Origin of the sequence: Halolamina sediminis (assembly GCF_001282785.1) — an archaeon.
Lineage (GTDB): Archaea > Halobacteriota > Halobacteria > Halobacteriales > Haloferacaceae > Halolamina > Halolamina sediminis.
This window is the reverse complement of the sequence record NZ_CVUA01000001.1, coordinates 1,993,677-2,006,904: the sequence shown is the minus strand read 5'-3', so window position 1 is coordinate 2,006,904 and position 13,228 is coordinate 1,993,677. Positions and strand designations below refer to the sequence as shown.

General features: G+C 68.8%; 18 protein-coding genes. 5 read left to right on the top strand and 13 right to left on the bottom strand.

Annotation, left to right across the window (positions count from 1 at the left end; genetic code table 11):
* Positions 1 to 5 precede the first annotated feature (5 nt).
* Together BN1959_RS10020 and BN1959_RS10015 are read left to right on the top strand one after the other, a co-directional pair.
* A complete protein-coding gene (locus tag BN1959_RS10020) occupies positions 6 to 1,244 on the top strand; it encodes a hypothetical protein (RefSeq protein ID WP_053948524.1) in 1,239 nt (412 codons plus the stop codon).
* A 61-nt stretch (positions 1,245 to 1,305) separates the two neighbouring features.
* Positions 1,306 to 2,163, top strand: a complete 858-nt coding sequence (locus BN1959_RS10015) for a zinc transporter (RefSeq protein WP_053948523.1) — start codon at positions 1,306 to 1,308, stop codon at positions 2,161 to 2,163.
* On the opposite strand, the gene BN1959_RS10010 is transcribed toward BN1959_RS10015, so the two are convergent.
* Positions 2,164 to 2,505, bottom strand: a complete 342-nt coding sequence (locus BN1959_RS10010; RefSeq protein WP_053948522.1) for a hypothetical protein — start codon at positions 2,503 to 2,505, stop codon at positions 2,164 to 2,166.
* A complete protein-coding gene (locus tag BN1959_RS10005; protein WP_053948521.1) occupies positions 2,502 to 3,497 on the bottom strand; it encodes a DUF7490 domain-containing protein in 996 nt (331 codons plus the stop codon). The genes BN1959_RS10010 and BN1959_RS10005 overlap by 4 nt, the downstream gene beginning before the upstream one ends.
* A gap of 593 nt (positions 3,498 to 4,090) precedes the next feature.
* Between BN1959_RS10005 and BN1959_RS10000 the strand changes: the two genes are divergently transcribed.
* Positions 4,091 to 4,378 (top strand): DNA-directed RNA polymerase subunit L, encoded by a 288-nt coding sequence (locus BN1959_RS10000; RefSeq protein ID WP_053948520.1) that lies wholly within the window; start codon positions 4,091 to 4,093, stop codon positions 4,376 to 4,378.
* A 76-nt stretch (positions 4,379 to 4,454) separates the two neighbouring features.
* Here the strand turns inward: BN1959_RS10000 and hisF are convergent, their stop codons facing one another.
* Positions 4,455 to 5,270, bottom strand: coding sequence for an imidazole glycerol phosphate synthase subunit HisF (gene hisF, locus BN1959_RS09995; RefSeq protein ID WP_053948519.1), 816 nt, complete (start codon positions 5,268 to 5,270; stop codon positions 4,455 to 4,457).
* 167 nt (positions 5,271 to 5,437) lie between these two features.
* Between hisF and BN1959_RS15370 the strand changes: the two genes are divergently transcribed.
* Entirely contained in the window at positions 5,438 to 5,572 is a 135-nt protein-coding gene (locus BN1959_RS15370; RefSeq protein ID WP_053948518.1) for a DUF7128 family protein, read from the top strand.
* Between the two features lie 6 nt (positions 5,573 to 5,578).
* Here BN1959_RS15370 and BN1959_RS09985 read toward each other — a convergent pair whose 3' ends face one another.
* The 7 genes from BN1959_RS09985 to BN1959_RS09955 all read right to left on the bottom strand — a co-directional run bounded on the left by BN1959_RS09985 (position 5,579) and on the right by BN1959_RS09955 (position 9,980).
* Positions 5,579 to 6,037: a hypothetical protein gene (locus tag BN1959_RS09985; protein WP_053948517.1), complete on the bottom strand. Its 459-nt coding sequence runs from the start codon at positions 6,035 to 6,037 to the stop codon at positions 5,579 to 5,581.
* Entirely contained in the window at positions 6,015 to 6,458 is a 444-nt protein-coding gene (locus BN1959_RS09980; protein WP_053948516.1) for a DUF5796 family protein, read from the bottom strand. Before BN1959_RS09980 ends, BN1959_RS09985 begins: the two co-directional genes overlap by 23 nt.
* A gap of 63 nt (positions 6,459 to 6,521) precedes the next feature.
* Positions 6,522 to 6,935: a DUF1648 domain-containing protein gene (locus BN1959_RS09975; RefSeq protein ID WP_053948515.1), complete on the bottom strand. Its 414-nt coding sequence runs from the start codon at positions 6,933 to 6,935 to the stop codon at positions 6,522 to 6,524.
* 40 nt (positions 6,936 to 6,975) lie between these two features.
* Positions 6,976 to 7,764: a DUF5803 family protein gene (locus BN1959_RS09970; RefSeq protein WP_053948514.1), complete on the bottom strand. Its 789-nt coding sequence runs from the start codon at positions 7,762 to 7,764 to the stop codon at positions 6,976 to 6,978.
* Positions 7,765 to 7,774: 10 nt separating this feature from the next.
* Entirely contained in the window at positions 7,775 to 8,467 is a 693-nt protein-coding gene (locus tag BN1959_RS09965; protein ID WP_053948513.1) for a DUF2110 family protein, read from the bottom strand.
* Positions 8,467 to 8,988, bottom strand: a complete 522-nt coding sequence (tfe, locus tag BN1959_RS09960; RefSeq protein WP_053948512.1) for a transcription factor E — start codon at positions 8,986 to 8,988, stop codon at positions 8,467 to 8,469. Before tfe ends, BN1959_RS09965 begins: the two co-directional genes overlap by 1 nt.
* Positions 8,989 to 9,398: 410 nt before the next feature.
* A complete protein-coding gene (locus BN1959_RS09955) occupies positions 9,399 to 9,980 on the bottom strand; it encodes a tRNA (cytidine(56)-2'-O)-methyltransferase (RefSeq protein ID WP_053948511.1) in 582 nt (193 codons plus the stop codon).
* Between the two features lie 93 nt (positions 9,981 to 10,073).
* On the opposite strand from BN1959_RS09955, the gene BN1959_RS09950 reads away from it, so the two are divergent.
* Positions 10,074 to 11,009 (top strand): NAD-dependent epimerase/dehydratase family protein, encoded by a 936-nt coding sequence (locus tag BN1959_RS09950; protein WP_053948510.1) that lies wholly within the window; start codon positions 10,074 to 10,076, stop codon positions 11,007 to 11,009.
* A gap of 6 nt (positions 11,010 to 11,015) precedes the next feature.
* On the opposite strand, the gene BN1959_RS09945 is transcribed toward BN1959_RS09950, so the two are convergent.
* Genes BN1959_RS09945 through BN1959_RS09935 form a run of 3 tightly spaced genes read right to left on the bottom strand, consistent with a single transcriptional unit; the run spans position 11,016 to position 13,167 of the window.
* Positions 11,016 to 11,360, bottom strand: coding sequence for a BsuPI-related putative proteinase inhibitor (locus BN1959_RS09945; RefSeq protein WP_053948509.1), 345 nt, complete (start codon positions 11,358 to 11,360; stop codon positions 11,016 to 11,018).
* Positions 11,361 to 11,399: 39 nt separating this feature from the next.
* Entirely contained in the window at positions 11,400 to 11,588 is a 189-nt protein-coding gene (locus BN1959_RS09940) for a methytransferase partner Trm112 (protein ID WP_053948508.1), read from the bottom strand.
* 49 nt (positions 11,589 to 11,637) lie between these two features.
* Entirely contained in the window at positions 11,638 to 13,167 is a 1,530-nt protein-coding gene (locus tag BN1959_RS09935) for a uracil-xanthine permease family protein (RefSeq protein WP_053949375.1), read from the bottom strand.
* Between the last annotated feature and the right edge of the window lie 61 nt (positions 13,168 to 13,228).

Genomic DNA, 13,228 nt, shown 5'->3' with positions numbered 1-13,228 from the left:
CGGCCATGTCCGGACCGCTTCGCCGGGTCGCCGACCGGCTCGCGGGCGTCGACGCGCTCCCGACGCCCGCCCGTGCGGTGTTCAGCCACTACGCCGCCGGCGGCTCGCTCGAACTCAGGGCGATCCGCCTCCAGCAGCGCGTCGAAGACGAGATCGAACGGATGATCGACGACGCCTACGCCGACGTGGAGGCCGCTCTCGCCGCGGAGTTCGGCCGGGAGTCGGTCGAGTTCTCCTACGACACCAAACTCACCATGCCGGTCGAGCTCACGCTCGCACACGTCTACCGCCGGGCCAGCGAAGCTGCGGCGCCCGGGATCAACCCCGTCTCGGGCCGGCGTGCGACCGACCCGATCTCGAAGTTCCGTCGGCGCCGCGCCGACTCGGACGCGGATTCGGTCGAACTGGTGGGGGAGACGCGCCGCGCCCGTGAGGTGGCCGAACTGGTCGTTGTCGCCCTGCTCGACGGCGACATGCGCGACGCGATCAACGACGGGGAGTACGAGGATTTCGAGGTCGACTTCGACCTGTCGCCGGCGGACCGCGAGCGCGTCGCCGAGATCGCACAGGAGGTGCTACAGGCCGCGGTGCAAGAGCAGTTCGCGGCGTTCCCCGACGACGTTCGGGGGGCCTACGACGCCGCAGTCGACCGCTCGGAGGCCCACCAGGATCGGGACCCCCACTTCCGGGCGCTGCTGGCCGACGCCGTCGCCGCCGCCGAGGCCGACGCAGTCGACGGCGTGACCGTCGAGGGCGACACCGACGAGCGCGAGCGCGATCCCGCGACCGCCCGCGAGGCGCTCCGGGAGGAGTACAAACACGCGGAGTTCGAGGACGACCCGGCGCTGTTCGACGAAACCGAACTCGACCTCCCGTACCTCGTCACCCAGTACGGCCGCGTCGGCGTGATCTACCACGGGATGATCGAGATGTTCCGCGAGGCCGGCATCGAGCTCTCCCCGGAGTTCGAGCGCGCGGTCGTGCTCTCCATCATCGGCGCACAGGTCTGGCTCGACGACGTGGACGACTTCGCGGCCGACGTACGCGAGGGCCAGCTCACCCCCGTCACCGCGGAGTACCTGCTGGCCGGGAGCGACGCCGAGGCGTACGACGCCGTGGTCTCGATCACGGAGTCGTACCTCGACGCCGCCCGTGACGCCGCCGAGACCTCCGACGCACCGATCACGGGTATCGCCGTCGAGTACATCCGACAGGACGGCGAACCGGGGAAGCTCCCGCGGTAGCGCCGTCCACCCGGGGCGACTGCGAGGGCTTATTAACTTCGGCGCAGTGATTCACAACTAGATGGACACAGAGGCTACTCCGACGTCGCGGCGGAGCGAGCGGGTGGTTGGCGGAGCCGGCGTGCTGGCGTTGCTCGTGGCGTCGGCCGTCGGCATTGCGATGGGAGCGACGAAGCCGGTCGGGATCGGCTGGGTCGCGTTCGTCGCCATGGTCGGCGGCGTCGCACTCGCCCGCCGGACCGGCGACAAGCGGCCGTCGACGCTGGTCTGGGGCTCCGGGCTGGCAAGCGGCGCGATGATCGTCAGCGTCGGGCTGTTCCTGCTGCCGGACGCGCTCAATCACCACCCGAAGTTCGGCGGGCTGGGCGTCGCGGCGGGCGTGATCGTCGGCTTCGGGGGCCACGCGATCGGCCATCGGCTCTCTCACATCGACCTGCCGATGGACGCGACCGTCGCCCAGCTCACCGCCCACGCCGCCGCGGCGGGGGCGATCATCGGCATCGTCTACGGCAACATGCCCGAACTCGGCCCGCTGCTGGGCGTCGCGATCGTCTCCCACAAGGGGCCGGCAGGGTACGCCGCCGCGGACCGCCTCCAGCGCAACGGGCGCTCGTGGCTGCCGATCCTGCTGCCCGCGGCGGGCGTCGGCGTGGTCGCGGTGCTGACGAGCGCGATCGCGCTGCCGGCGTCGCCGCCGGTGAACGGGCTGGTGTTCGGGTTCGCGACGGGCGTGTTCCTCCACGTCGCGATGGACTTCCTCCCGCGGTGTGAGCTGGGAAGCGAGATCCACGACGCGCTGAGCGTCGACGACGACGCGCACGAAGTGCTCGATCGGCTCCGCCTCCACGCGGTGGCGTCGACGGTGCTCGGCGGAACGGTGGTCGTCGTCCTGTGGCTGGTCGTGACTGGTGGCCCCTGACTACTCGCGGAGTCGTCGCACCTGCCACACCATCGCCGAGCCCACCAGCAGCAACACGGTGAGGTTGAACGCCGCCTGGAACAGCGAGCGGTACTCGTGGCTGATCCACTGATTGATCGCCGAGGAGACGTTGAAGTAGAGCTGCAGCGTCGCGATCAGGGCCACCAGCGAGAGCCCCGCGAGCAGCACGTAGTTGAGCGTGCGCCGGAGGTCACGCCCCTCGTCGGTTCGGCTCGGTTCGGCTCGCTGCTCGTCGGTCTCGTCGGGTTGGTCGGTCATGGTTGGCTCGATCGTGGCTCGGTCCTCGGGCTGTGCGTCCCCGTCCGGTTCGTCGTCGCTCATCGTCGCCTCCGCGCGAGCAGCCCCGCGCTCAGGAGTGCGACGACGGCGACGATCGGGCCGAAGCCGGGCGTCTGTGCCGCCGTCGTTTCGGTCCCCTCGGGTCGGGCCGGGGGCCCCTCCTCGCTCTCGAAGTCGCTGGCGTCGAACTCGACCTCCTGCTCGGTCTGGTCGCGTTCGAGCGTTTCGGTGGGGTCAAGGTTCACGACCCCGCCCGCGGTGTCGACGATCACGCCGTCGCGGGTGAGCACGGCGTCGACGTAGTAGTTGTACTCGCTGGGCACCGACACCTCGGTGGTGACCATCTCGCTTCGGCCCTCACGCAGGCCGCCGGCCTCGACGCTCGTCCGGGCGGCGACGACGTTGGACTCGGCCTGCCGCAGGACGAACGTCACCGACAGCGAGTCGGCCTCGCTGGGGCCGGCGGCGGTGAGCCAGCCGCCGAGTTCGAGCGTCGTCCGGTCCTCCCCGGCGTCGGCGATCGACACCGACACGGGCTGGAGAACGGGGTCGTCGACGAAGCTCACGTTCGACTCGGCGTAGGCGGGCGTCAGCGCTTCGACGCCGCTGATCTGCCGGGTGAACTCGTCGACACGGGTACCGTTGCGGTACACCACGCCCTCAAGCTCGTAGCCGCCGTCACGGGGGACCGAGAGCGTGGTCGAGACGCGGCGCTCGCCCTCGGCGGTCAGGTCGCCGACCCTGACCTCCTCGGAGGCTTCGAGCAGCCCGGACTCGGCGTCAGTCGCCTCGAACAACACGGTCACGTTCTCCGCGGTGTTGCCGCGGTGGTCGAGCGTCGCGAACAGTTCCAACTCAGCCGTCTGTCCCGTGATCTCCCCGGTCGCGATGTCGGCGTCGACGACGCGTACCGGCCCCGGACGAATCGGGTCGTCGTCGGGCGCCGTGACCGCGCCGGGGACCACGGCGGCCGCGAGGAGGGCGACGGCGACGACCACGACGGCGACGCCGGCGAGGACTCGGTTGCTGTCCATAGCCTAACGGTCTCGTGAACTGTACAAGTGCTTTGTGTGGGGTTAGTGGGTGAATTCCGGAGGCAGGACAGCGGTGATCGGTGAGACGGCTATCTCCCCGTTTCGGAGTTGACTGTCCCCGAGACAGCGACCGCGACAGCAGCTCGAACGTTGGCACTTTGCGACCGCAATGCGCCAGGCATGAAGCCCGGCTCGGTACCGAGTCCCCACCCCTCCCCCCGCGAGGCGTCCACCGCCACCGCACCGCTGTGGCGGTCGGCGCGAAACGCGAGTCCCTCTGTGGACGAGCCAGCGCGCGAGGTCCGCGTGAGCGAAGCGAACGAGGGCACGAGAGAGTTTGCTCTCTCGGAGGACGACCGAGCGAACGGATGTGAGCGAGTGAGTCGGCTGGGGAGGACTGAGGGCCCTGCGGGGCGGTGCGGTCGCAAGAGGGCATGCTCGCTCCGTGGTGGCAGTCACGCTGCCGTCGATCGTCCAGAGCGCTCGGCGTCGTCACGACGCCGGACTCCGCCCACCTGTCGACCCCCTAGAAGCCACGAACAACCGGTATCGGAGACGAAACACTCAAACGCCGACCCCGACAACCGAACCGTATGGAACTGCGGGTCATCGAGAAGACTGACGAGGAGCTCCGCATCGAGGTCGCCGGCGAGGGTCACACGTTCATGAACGTCCTGAAGGGGACGCTGCTCGAGAACGACGACGTCGCCGCCGCGACGTACGACGTGAACCCCGAGCAGTCCGGCGGTCAGACCGAGCCGATCCTCTCGATCACGACCGAGGGCGGCGCCGACCCCCTCGACGTGCTCGAGTCGGCTGCGGGCGACGTGAGTGAGAAGAGTGCGGTGCTGCGGGACGCCTTCGAGGACGCGGCGGCCTGAGACGGCTCTCGGATTCTTTCTCTCTGTCGTCGTTCGTCGCCGACCGGAATTCGCGGATGCCGTGACGCGGTGAGAATCAGATCCGGACCGGGATCCCGCGCTCGGCGAGGTACTGCTTGACCTCCTGGATCGAGTAGTCCTCGTAGTGGAAGATCGAGGCCGCGAGCCCGGCGTCGGCGTCGGCCTCGGTGAACACCTCGTACATATCGGCGGGCGAGCCACAGCCCGAGGAGGCGATCACGGGCGTCGAGACGGCGTCACAGACCGCCGCGGTGAGCGGGATGTCGTACCCCTCCTCGGTACCGTCTTTGTCGATGGAGTTGACGAACAGCTCGCCCGCACCGCGGGATTCAGCCTCCTCGGCCCACTCGACGGCGTCGATCCCGGTGCCCTCGCGGCCGCCCTTCACGGTGCACTCGAACCAACAGGACTCGCCGTCGACCCGCTCGTAGTGTTCGCCCTGCTCGTCGTACCGTCGGCGCGCGTCGAGCGAGATGACGATACACTGCGAGCCAAAGGCCTCGGCGCCACGGTCGATCAGGTCGGGGTTGGCGATCGCCCCGGAGTTGATGCTGACCTTGTCCGCGCCGGCCCGGAGCGTCTCCTTGATGTCGTCGGTCGTCCGGATGCCGCCGCCGACGGTCAGCGGGATGAACACCTCGTCCGCGACCGCCGACACCGTATCGAGCATCGTCTCCCGACCCTCCGCGCTGGCCGTGATGTCGAGGAAGACGAACTCGTCGGCGCCGGCCTCGTTGTAGCGTTTGGCCATCTCCACCGGGTCGCCGGTGTAGTCGAGATCCTCGAAGTTGACGCCAGTGTAGACGGCCGGATCGCCGTTCTCGTCCACGTCCACGTCGATGCAGGGGATGACCCGTTTGGTGAGCGTCATTGTGTGGGTTCGGCGGCGTCGGTCGACGGTCCGCGCATACGCTGGCTGGGCGGGCCACCCATTTGCACGTTACGGAAGGAGCGACCGAACGGCCCGGAACGAAACCCGACGACGGGAGCGGGCCGATCGCCGGAAGCGATTTACGCCGTCCGTCCACACGTCCGAGTATGGTCGACGCCACGGAGCGCGACGGGATGACGTGGTACCAGTGTGAGAACTGCGGGCTCCTGTTCGACGACGAGAGCGACGCCAGCCAGCACGAGGAGAACTGCGCCGGCGACGACCCCTCGTACCTCCAGTAGCCCGCGTTATCGCTCGTCGAGCCGCGTCCGGAGCGCCGGGAGCAGCCACTCGACGACCCACGCGCCCGCGAGCAGCCCCGTCACCGCACCCAGCAGCTCGATCACCGACACGCTGACCGCGTTCGTTTCTCCGGCGACTACGACACCGACGACGAGCAGGAACGCGCCGATCACGAGCCAGTCGGCCGTCGACCGCTCGCTCCCAGTCGACTCCTGCTGGAGTCCCGTGTGTCCGTACGCGACGGAGGGTGCGACACTCAGCAGGAGGCCGACGACGACGCCGGTCGTCGGGAGGGGGTCCGCGACGACGGCCAGCCCCGCGCCGAGTAGCACCGTCGGGAAGAGATAGACGACGGCCGGATGGTCGGGGACGACCCCGTACAGGAGTTCGTCGATCGCGGCCCGCCGGTTCGGGGGTGGGCTATTTGTCGATACCGTCGTGTTACGCCGTCGACTCGTCGGCACCGACGATCTCGAAACTCTGTTCGCCCCAGTCGTCCTCGACGAACACGAACACGCGGCCGCGAGCCACCTCGGGATCGGCTTCGACCTCGATCCGCCGGCCTTCGAGGTGCCGTGCGGTCACGCCGGGGAACACCTCCTCTTCCTCGCCGGGATCGATCATCACGCGGCCGACGCCGGTGTCCTCGAGGATCTCGTCCTCGGTCTTGCGGTCGTTGACGTACAGCATCACCCCCTCGCTCTCGGTCGGGTCCGTGACCAGCAGGTGGCACTCCTTTCCGGGGCCGGTCCGGACCGAGCCCTCCTCGACGCTGGGAACCCCCCGGTACAGCGTCTCGCGGCCGTCGGCGTACTCGACGACGACACCCTCCTCACGGAGGTCGATACCGACCGTGTCGGGGGGCACGTCGTTCCGGTTGGACATAGTCGGGCGTAGCGCCCGCGAACGCAAAAGGGCCGCGTCACGCGACGGCAGGTGCGACGACGCCTACGACCCAGTGACGTCCTCCGCGAAGACAGCGTAGGCAGTTACGCCGGCGCCCCAGAGTAGTATCCCGCCGAGCACGGCGTCGTTCGGGACGTCGTAGCCGAGGTTCCACGCGAGCACGAGCAGCTGGAGGCAGACGAACAGCCCCATCGTCGCCGCGATCACGACCGTCTCGACACGTGGTGGGCCGGGGTCGAACCGGAACGCCACACGCAACACGCCGTACGTTACGGCGGTCAGTCCGGGGACGAGCAGGACTGCGAGCCACCGCGGGGCGTAGTCGTCCGGCGTCCCCGAGAGGTCGACGTGAACGATCATCCGCTCCGGGAGCGCCGGCCACGCGATCGCGCCCGCCGTGAGCGTGAGCAGGACCGTGACCGCGGCGAGCGAATCACGGCGGGAGAAACGGCGCATTCGGCGACGAGTCGTGTCGGGGACGGGAAAGCGTTTACTGCTACCGCATCCCCGGCGGCGGCCCCTCGTCGTCGTCCTGCTCGATGTCGACGTTCAGACCCATCTCCTCGCGTCGCTCCTCCAGCTTCCGGATCTCCCGCCGGTAGTACGTGCCGCCGGCGACGGCGACGCCGAGCAGGCCGACCACCAGCCCGCCGAAGATCTGCACGTCACGCGGGAGGTAGAACCGCACCGAGAGCGACTCCCGGGAGAGCTCGGTCCACTCGATCGTGAGCCGACCGTCGACGACCGTCTTCGACTCGGCCGGCGGCGCGATCCGGCCGAACAGCGGGATCGACGCCTCGCGGTTCTCGGGGAGGACGACGGTGTAGTTGCCGCCCTCGACGGCGGCGGGGTGGGTGAACTGCTTGGGCGTGCTCTCGCCGGAGTACGCCAGCCGACCGTCCTCGCCCGGCGGCTCGATCACGAGGTGGTTGTTCTGGGTGCGCACGGCGCCGCCGTGGTCGCCGAACGCGGAGCCGTTGATCGTCGTCCCGTTGGGGTAGCGATACCGCAGCGAACTGACCGTGAGCGGCTGATCCGTTCCCAAGAAGCCGGGCCGGGAGAGCCGGATGCTGTCGTTGACCGCCGAGCGGTCGTACACCGCGTGGTAGGTGACGTTGCTGGTGACGGTGATGTGGACCTCGTCCTCGGCGTCCCAGTCGTACGGCTGTGCGGGCGGCTCGTCGAGTCTGTCGGGGCTGGTGGGGCCGCCGCCCATTCCGCCGAGACAGCCGCTAAGCGTGACAAGCGCGACCAGCGCGACCAGCGCGAGCAGTCGACGGTTCATCCCTCGGTCCTCACGGCACGACGCACTTGAGTTCGGCCGGGAGATACTCGCCGACGCTGGCGAGCAGCCCCGGCGGGTCGGTGCCCGCGGCGCAGACGACGCTCTGTTCGAGCAGCCCCAGCCGCTCGACGGTGACGATGTCCTGTGCGTGACCCGCGCGGTTCAGCGTCGCGCGTACTTCCCCGCGCGTCGCGGAGTTGACGTTGAGCCGGCCGCCGGAGTCGGCGCCCTCGTCGTCGTTGCGGGTCCAGTCGTACAGCATGTCCTGGGTCTCGTCGGCGAGCCGGTGGTCGCCGTCCGCGTCGTAGACGAACTGCAGGGGCGTGTGCTGGACGACGCCGAAGCGGTCGCGGATCTGTGAGCCGTCGCCCGGGCCGAGGCCCAGGTCGTCGGCGTCGATCTCGATCGGCTGGCCGGCGTCGAGCGTCCACCCCTCGTCGTCCCAGTAGCGGAGCGTGCCGACGGCGACCTCGCCGTCGTCGAAGTGGTCGGTGATCTCCCCCCAGCGCTCGCGCAGGACGTTCCGGCCGGCGGTGGCGTCGTCGCCTTCGACGGTGACGGCCACGAACTCGTCGTCCCGGACGCCGACGGTCCAGTCGACGTCGAGCTCGGCGAGATCGTTCGCGACCAGCGAGTCCAGACTGTCGAGTGTCCGTTTCCGGGCGCTGCCCTCGACGTAGCACTTGGTTGCGAGGACGACCATCAGGCCGCCTCGACGTTGAGTTCGTCGCGGAGCTGGTCGAGCCGCCACTCCATGGCCTCGACCATGCGGGTGTTCTCCATCGCTTCGAGCTGGGTCCCACACTCGGGACACTCGAAGCCGAACTCCATCGCCTCCTCGAACTCGAAGCGCAGCGAGCAGTTCTCACACAGGTAGAACTGGTGTTCGGTCTCGTAGTCGAGACGCTGCTGGAGCGCGTCGGCGAGGCGGTGCATCTCCTCTTCGAGGTTCTCCGGGATGTTCTCGTAGTGGAACGTCCAGAGGTAGGTGAGCCAGCCCGAGTCCTCGTCGCGGACCCGGCGGTAGGCGGCCAGGTCGTTCTCGTAGAGGATGAACAGCGCGCGGCGCACGTCGTTGAGTTCGAGGCCGAGCTCCTCCGCGAGTTCCTCGTCCGTCACTTCGCCGTCCGGGGGGGCGGCGGCGACGGGCATCCCCGTTGGACCGACCAGGTCGTGGAGGTACTTCTGAATCACCGGGTCCTCCAAGAGTTCCTCAAAAGCCATTGCGGCGACCTAAAAGGGGCACGCGCTTCAACGTTGTGGGTTCTGGGTCTTCGTTCGAGACGTTCGGTTCGAAAGTGGCGGTGGCTGGGTTGTGATCAGCTACTCGGTGAAGGGCGGGATAGCGGTGGTCAGAAACAGCTAGAAAGCCCCAGTTCGCTCGGGTCCCGGGCCTCGCTGCGCTCCTCGCTTCGTTCGCTCCGCTCACTCCGCGGCGGTGCTTGCGTCGGCCGGGTTCCCCGAGCGAACTGCCCCTTTCAGCCCCGCCCGACCGCACAGCCCACACACCTCCCCAGCCGATTCGCTCGTTCGCTCCGCTCACTCGCTCATCCCTCGCGCTCGGCTCGCGCACGGAGGCGCGAGCGCTTCGCGCCACCGCGGAACTGCGAGCATGCGCGTCGATGCTCCGAAAGTCAGGCGTCGTCGTCGGCTTCGTCCACGTTCCCGTCCTCGTCCACGAGCTCCGGATCGACCACGCGCTTGCCAGTCTCCTTCGGGATCACGCGCTGCTCGCCGCCCTCCCACTCGCGGTCGAGTTCGTCGCCGTCGAACAGGCGGTCGAGGAACACGGCGAGGCCGGCGACCTCCGAGTGGGGCTGGTTCGTGACACCGACGTTCCAGTCCGCGTGGTCGTACACCTCGAACGGCACCTTCTCGCCGCCGACGACGATCAGGATCGGCTCGTCGTGGTGGGTCTCGCGGATCTCGTCTTGGACGGTCTGGACCTCCTCGCCGTACATCGTGAGGTGGACGACCGTCCCGTCCCAGTTCTGGATGATCGCACGCTGGTCCTCCCGGAGTTCCACCTCGAAGGGGCCGCCGAAGCGGTCGGTGATGTCCCGCACCGTCTCGGCGGACTGGCCGGCGTTGTCCGGAAAGATCACGCGGTCGGCGCCAAGCGCGCGGGCAGTGAGGCCGACGTGGGTCGTCATGCGGTCGTCCCGGCCCGGCCGGTGGCCGAACCGGAGCACACAGCACTCCGGGGCGTCGTGCATACGCCGACGAAACCATGGCGGAGGGGTGGCGCTTTCGGTTTCCCGGCCGCGAGCGATCGGAACGCACTTCCCCGAACCCGAACAGTCGCGGGTATGAACCTCAGCGGGCAGACCGTGGTCGTGACCGGCGGCGCCGGACTGGTCGGCTCCCACCTCGCGGGGATGCTGGCCGACGAGAACGACGTGCTGGCAGTCGACGACCTCTCGAAGGGCGAGCGCGAGGCGGTTCCGGAGGGCGTCGCGTTCGAGCAGGCCGACATGCTCGCCCCCGACGACGTGGCACGCGTCATCGACGAGGAGACGGATATCGTGTTCCACTTCGCGGCCCACACCGACGTGCGCGTCGACGATCCCGAGGAGGAGCGCCGGGTGTTCGAGGAGAACACCGAGATGACGTACAACGTCCTCGAACGGATGCGCGAAGTGGGTTGTGACGCGCTTGCGTTCACCTCGTCATCGACGGTGTACGGCGAAGCCCCCCGGCCGACGCCGGAGGACTACGCGCCGCTGGAACCGATCAGCATCTACGGCGCCTCGAAGCTCTCCGACGAGGGCGTGGTGTCGACGTTCGCCCACTCCTACGGCATCCAGTCGTGGGTGTTCCGGTTCGCGAACATCGTCGGCCCGCGCCAGCGAGGCAACGTGATTCCGGACTTCATCCAGAAACTGCAGGACGACCCCGAGACGCTCACGATCCTCGGCAACGGCAAGCAGGAGAAGTCCTACCTCCACGTGGCGGACTGCGCGGCCGCGATCCGCGACGTGGTCGAGCACGCCGACGGCGAGTACAACCTCTACAACCTCGGTTCGAAGACTACCACGTCCGTCGTCGACATCGCGGACATCGTCGCCGACGTGATGGATCTCGACCCCGAGTACGCGTTCACTGGCGGTGACCGTGGCTGGACCGGCGACGTGCCGAAGATGCGGTTGGACACGAGCAAGCTCTCGGCGTTCCACGACGTGCCGGAGGCCAGCGACGCGGCGGTCCGACGCGCGGCCGAACAGCTGTACGACGAGCTCCGGTAGCCCGGCTCAGACCAGAACGGTTTCTTCGGCGTCGAGTTCTCGATTCTGACAGGTTACTTCGCCGACTGCGAGGTACTCCCCCGCCTCGGGTGACTGCCACGCGGCGTCGAACGTTACGCTCTCGCCGGCCGGGATCGTCTCGCTGCCGAGCACCTGTGCGAACATCTGGTCGGCGTCCGAGCGCCACAGCGGCGACGCGTCGTCGTCGGCGTCGGCCGGGTAGACGGAGACGCGGACGCGCTGGCCGTCGGTAAAGGAGAGTTCCACGGGCTCGTCGCCCCGGTTCTCGACGGTGAGTTCGAACGCGAGCGCGCCGTCGCGCTGTCGGCTGTGGAGGGAGCTTTCGAGCACGGCCACAGTTCCAGCGACGGCCAGAAAAACCTTCCCGCGTCAGGCGTCGTCGCGCATGTCCGGCGGCAGCAGGTTCGGGATGCCGTCTTCGATGGGGTAGGACTCGCCGCAGTCGGTGCAGGTCAGCGTCCCGGAGATGATCTCGCCGTCGTCGCGCTCCGTCGCGTCGAGTTCGAGGTCGTGTTTGTCCATCGGGCAGCAGACGATCTCCATCAGCGACTCCTTCATGCGCTGTTCGTCGGGCCGGCCGGGGCAAAAGGCTGCGGGTTCCGCGGGGCTACTTCACGTAGCGTTCGTACGCCGACCGGAACGCGCCGGACTCCTCGGTGAGTTCGTCCCACTCGTCGAGCCCGCGTTCGACGCGGGAGCCGTCGATCGTGTTATCGAGCACGAACGCGACCAGCCCGCCGACGGCCATCCCCGTCCCGCCGACGACGTAGACGGTGTCGGCGACGATCTGCAGCGTCGCGTCGGGGAGTATCGGCGCGGTGAGCAGCGGGCCGACGATCGGCGTCGCCGCCACCCCCTCCGCGAAGGCGGCGGCGCTCCCGACGTTGCCCATGTACGCCGGAAGCGCGAGCCCGACGAACAGCGAGATGCCGACGACGAACGCGTTGCGCGAGGAGTCGAGGTCGACGTGTTTCAGGTTCGAGAGCCCGACCGCGACGATCTGCCCGAACATCGCGACGTAGAGCCCGCCGACGATCGGGTCGGGGATGGTGGTGATCAGCGCGCCGACGTAGCCGACGAAGCCCGCGATCAGCATCAGCACCGCGCCGACTTGAATCACGAAACGAGAAGCGACGCCGGTCAGCCCGATCGCGCCGATGTTCTCGGAGTAGGAGGTCGAGCCGTTCCCGGTGCCCATGATCCCGGCGAACACGGTCGCGATCCCCTCGACCCCGACCCCGTGGTCGATCCGCCGTGCGGAGGGTGCGCGCTCGCCGGCGAGGCGGGCGACGGCGTGGTAGTCACCGAAGGACTCGATCATCGAGGCCAGCACGCCCGCGAACATCCCGATCACGAACGAGGTCCGGAACGTCGGCATCCCCCACTGCAGCGGCGCCGGAATCTGGATCAGACTCGCGTTCGCGACGACCGAGAGATCGACGAACGCCGGCGAGTCCGCGGGGACGACTCCGAGCACCGAAAGCCCGGTCGCGAGCGCCCACGCGACGGCGATTCCCAGCAGAACGGGGTAGAGCCGGAACGCGCGGTGGGCGTCGTCGACGTACTGGCTGAAGCCGACGATCAGGAGCACGGTGAGGCCGAGCAGCCACCACGCCTGCTCGGCGGCGACGACCTGTGGCGCGCTGAACAGCGAGAGCCCGATGAGCGCGATCGTCGGGGCGATCACTACCGGCGAGAGATACTGTTTGAGCCACCCCATGACGCCGAGGTAGCCGAACACCGCCTCCACGATCCCGCCGACGATGATCGCCCCCTGGAGTGCGAGGATCGCCTGCTCCCAGTTACCCGTGCCGACGAACCCGATGATGGCCAGCGCGGGCGCCAGCATCGAGAACGTCGCCCCCTGCACGATCGGATAGCGGTTCCCGACGACCGTCTGGAGCAGCGTCCCGACGCCGGAGACGACGAAGAAGGTACCGACGTACAGCGGCTGCACCGCGGCGGGCATCCCCATCGCGGTCGCGAGCGCGAGGGGGACGGCGATGTTTGCCCCCACCATCGTGAGGTAGTGTTGGAGACCGAGCAGCGCCGACTCGCCCGCGGGCGGGCGCTCGTCGACCCCGTACTCGATGTCCTCCGACTGTTCGACCGACTCGGTTCCGGGCTCGCCCGCCATCCCCTCCGGCGGGGTCTCCGGGTTCGGCGCTTCGCTCATCGACTGTCTACCCGGACGGTTC

What these genes read in the sequence shown, in the direction of transcription:
- BN1959_RS09975 (WP_053948515.1), bottom strand. Translation starts at nt 6,935, where the DNA reads ATGCGCCGTTTCTCCCGCCGTGATTCGCTCGCCGCGGTCACGGTCCTG.
- BN1959_RS10015 (WP_053948523.1), top strand. Translation starts at nt 1,306, where the DNA reads ATGGACACAGAGGCTACTCCGACGTCGCGGCGGAGCGAGCGGGTGGTT.
- BN1959_RS10005 (WP_053948521.1), bottom strand. Translation starts at nt 3,497, where the DNA reads ATGGACAGCAACCGAGTCCTCGCCGGCGTCGCCGTCGTGGTCGTCGCC.
- BN1959_RS10000 (WP_053948520.1), top strand. Translation starts at nt 4,091, where the DNA reads ATGGAACTGCGGGTCATCGAGAAGACTGACGAGGAGCTCCGCATCGAG.
- BN1959_RS10020 (WP_053948524.1), top strand. Translation starts at nt 6, where the DNA reads ATGTCCGGACCGCTTCGCCGGGTCGCCGACCGGCTCGCGGGCGTCGAC.
- BN1959_RS09980 (WP_053948516.1), bottom strand. Translation starts at nt 6,458, where the DNA reads ATGTCCAACCGGAACGACGTGCCCCCCGACACGGTCGGTATCGACCTC.
- BN1959_RS09935 (WP_053949375.1), bottom strand. Translation starts at nt 13,167, where the DNA reads ATGGCGGGCGAGCCCGGAACCGAGTCGGTCGAACAGTCGGAGGACATC.
- BN1959_RS09955 (WP_053948511.1), bottom strand. Translation starts at nt 9,980, where the DNA reads ATGCACGACGCCCCGGAGTGCTGTGTGCTCCGGTTCGGCCACCGGCCG.
- BN1959_RS10010 (WP_053948522.1), bottom strand. Translation starts at nt 2,505, where the DNA reads ATGAGCGACGACGAACCGGACGGGGACGCACAGCCCGAGGACCGAGCC.
- tfe (WP_053948512.1), bottom strand. Translation starts at nt 8,988, where the DNA reads ATGGCTTTTGAGGAACTCTTGGAGGACCCGGTGATTCAGAAGTACCTC.
- hisF (WP_053948519.1), bottom strand. Translation starts at nt 5,270, where the DNA reads ATGACGCTCACCAAACGGGTCATCCCCTGCATCGACGTGGACGTGGAC.
- BN1959_RS09965 (WP_053948513.1), bottom strand. Translation starts at nt 8,467, where the DNA reads ATGGTCGTCCTCGCAACCAAGTGCTACGTCGAGGGCAGCGCCCGGAAA.
- BN1959_RS15370 (WP_053948518.1), top strand. Translation starts at nt 5,438, where the DNA reads ATGGTCGACGCCACGGAGCGCGACGGGATGACGTGGTACCAGTGTGAG.
- BN1959_RS09950 (WP_053948510.1), top strand. Translation starts at nt 10,074, where the DNA reads ATGAACCTCAGCGGGCAGACCGTGGTCGTGACCGGCGGCGCCGGACTG.
- BN1959_RS09940 (WP_053948508.1), bottom strand. Translation starts at nt 11,588, where the DNA reads ATGAAGGAGTCGCTGATGGAGATCGTCTGCTGCCCGATGGACAAACAC.
- BN1959_RS09970 (WP_053948514.1), bottom strand. Translation starts at nt 7,764, where the DNA reads ATGAACCGTCGACTGCTCGCGCTGGTCGCGCTGGTCGCGCTTGTCACG.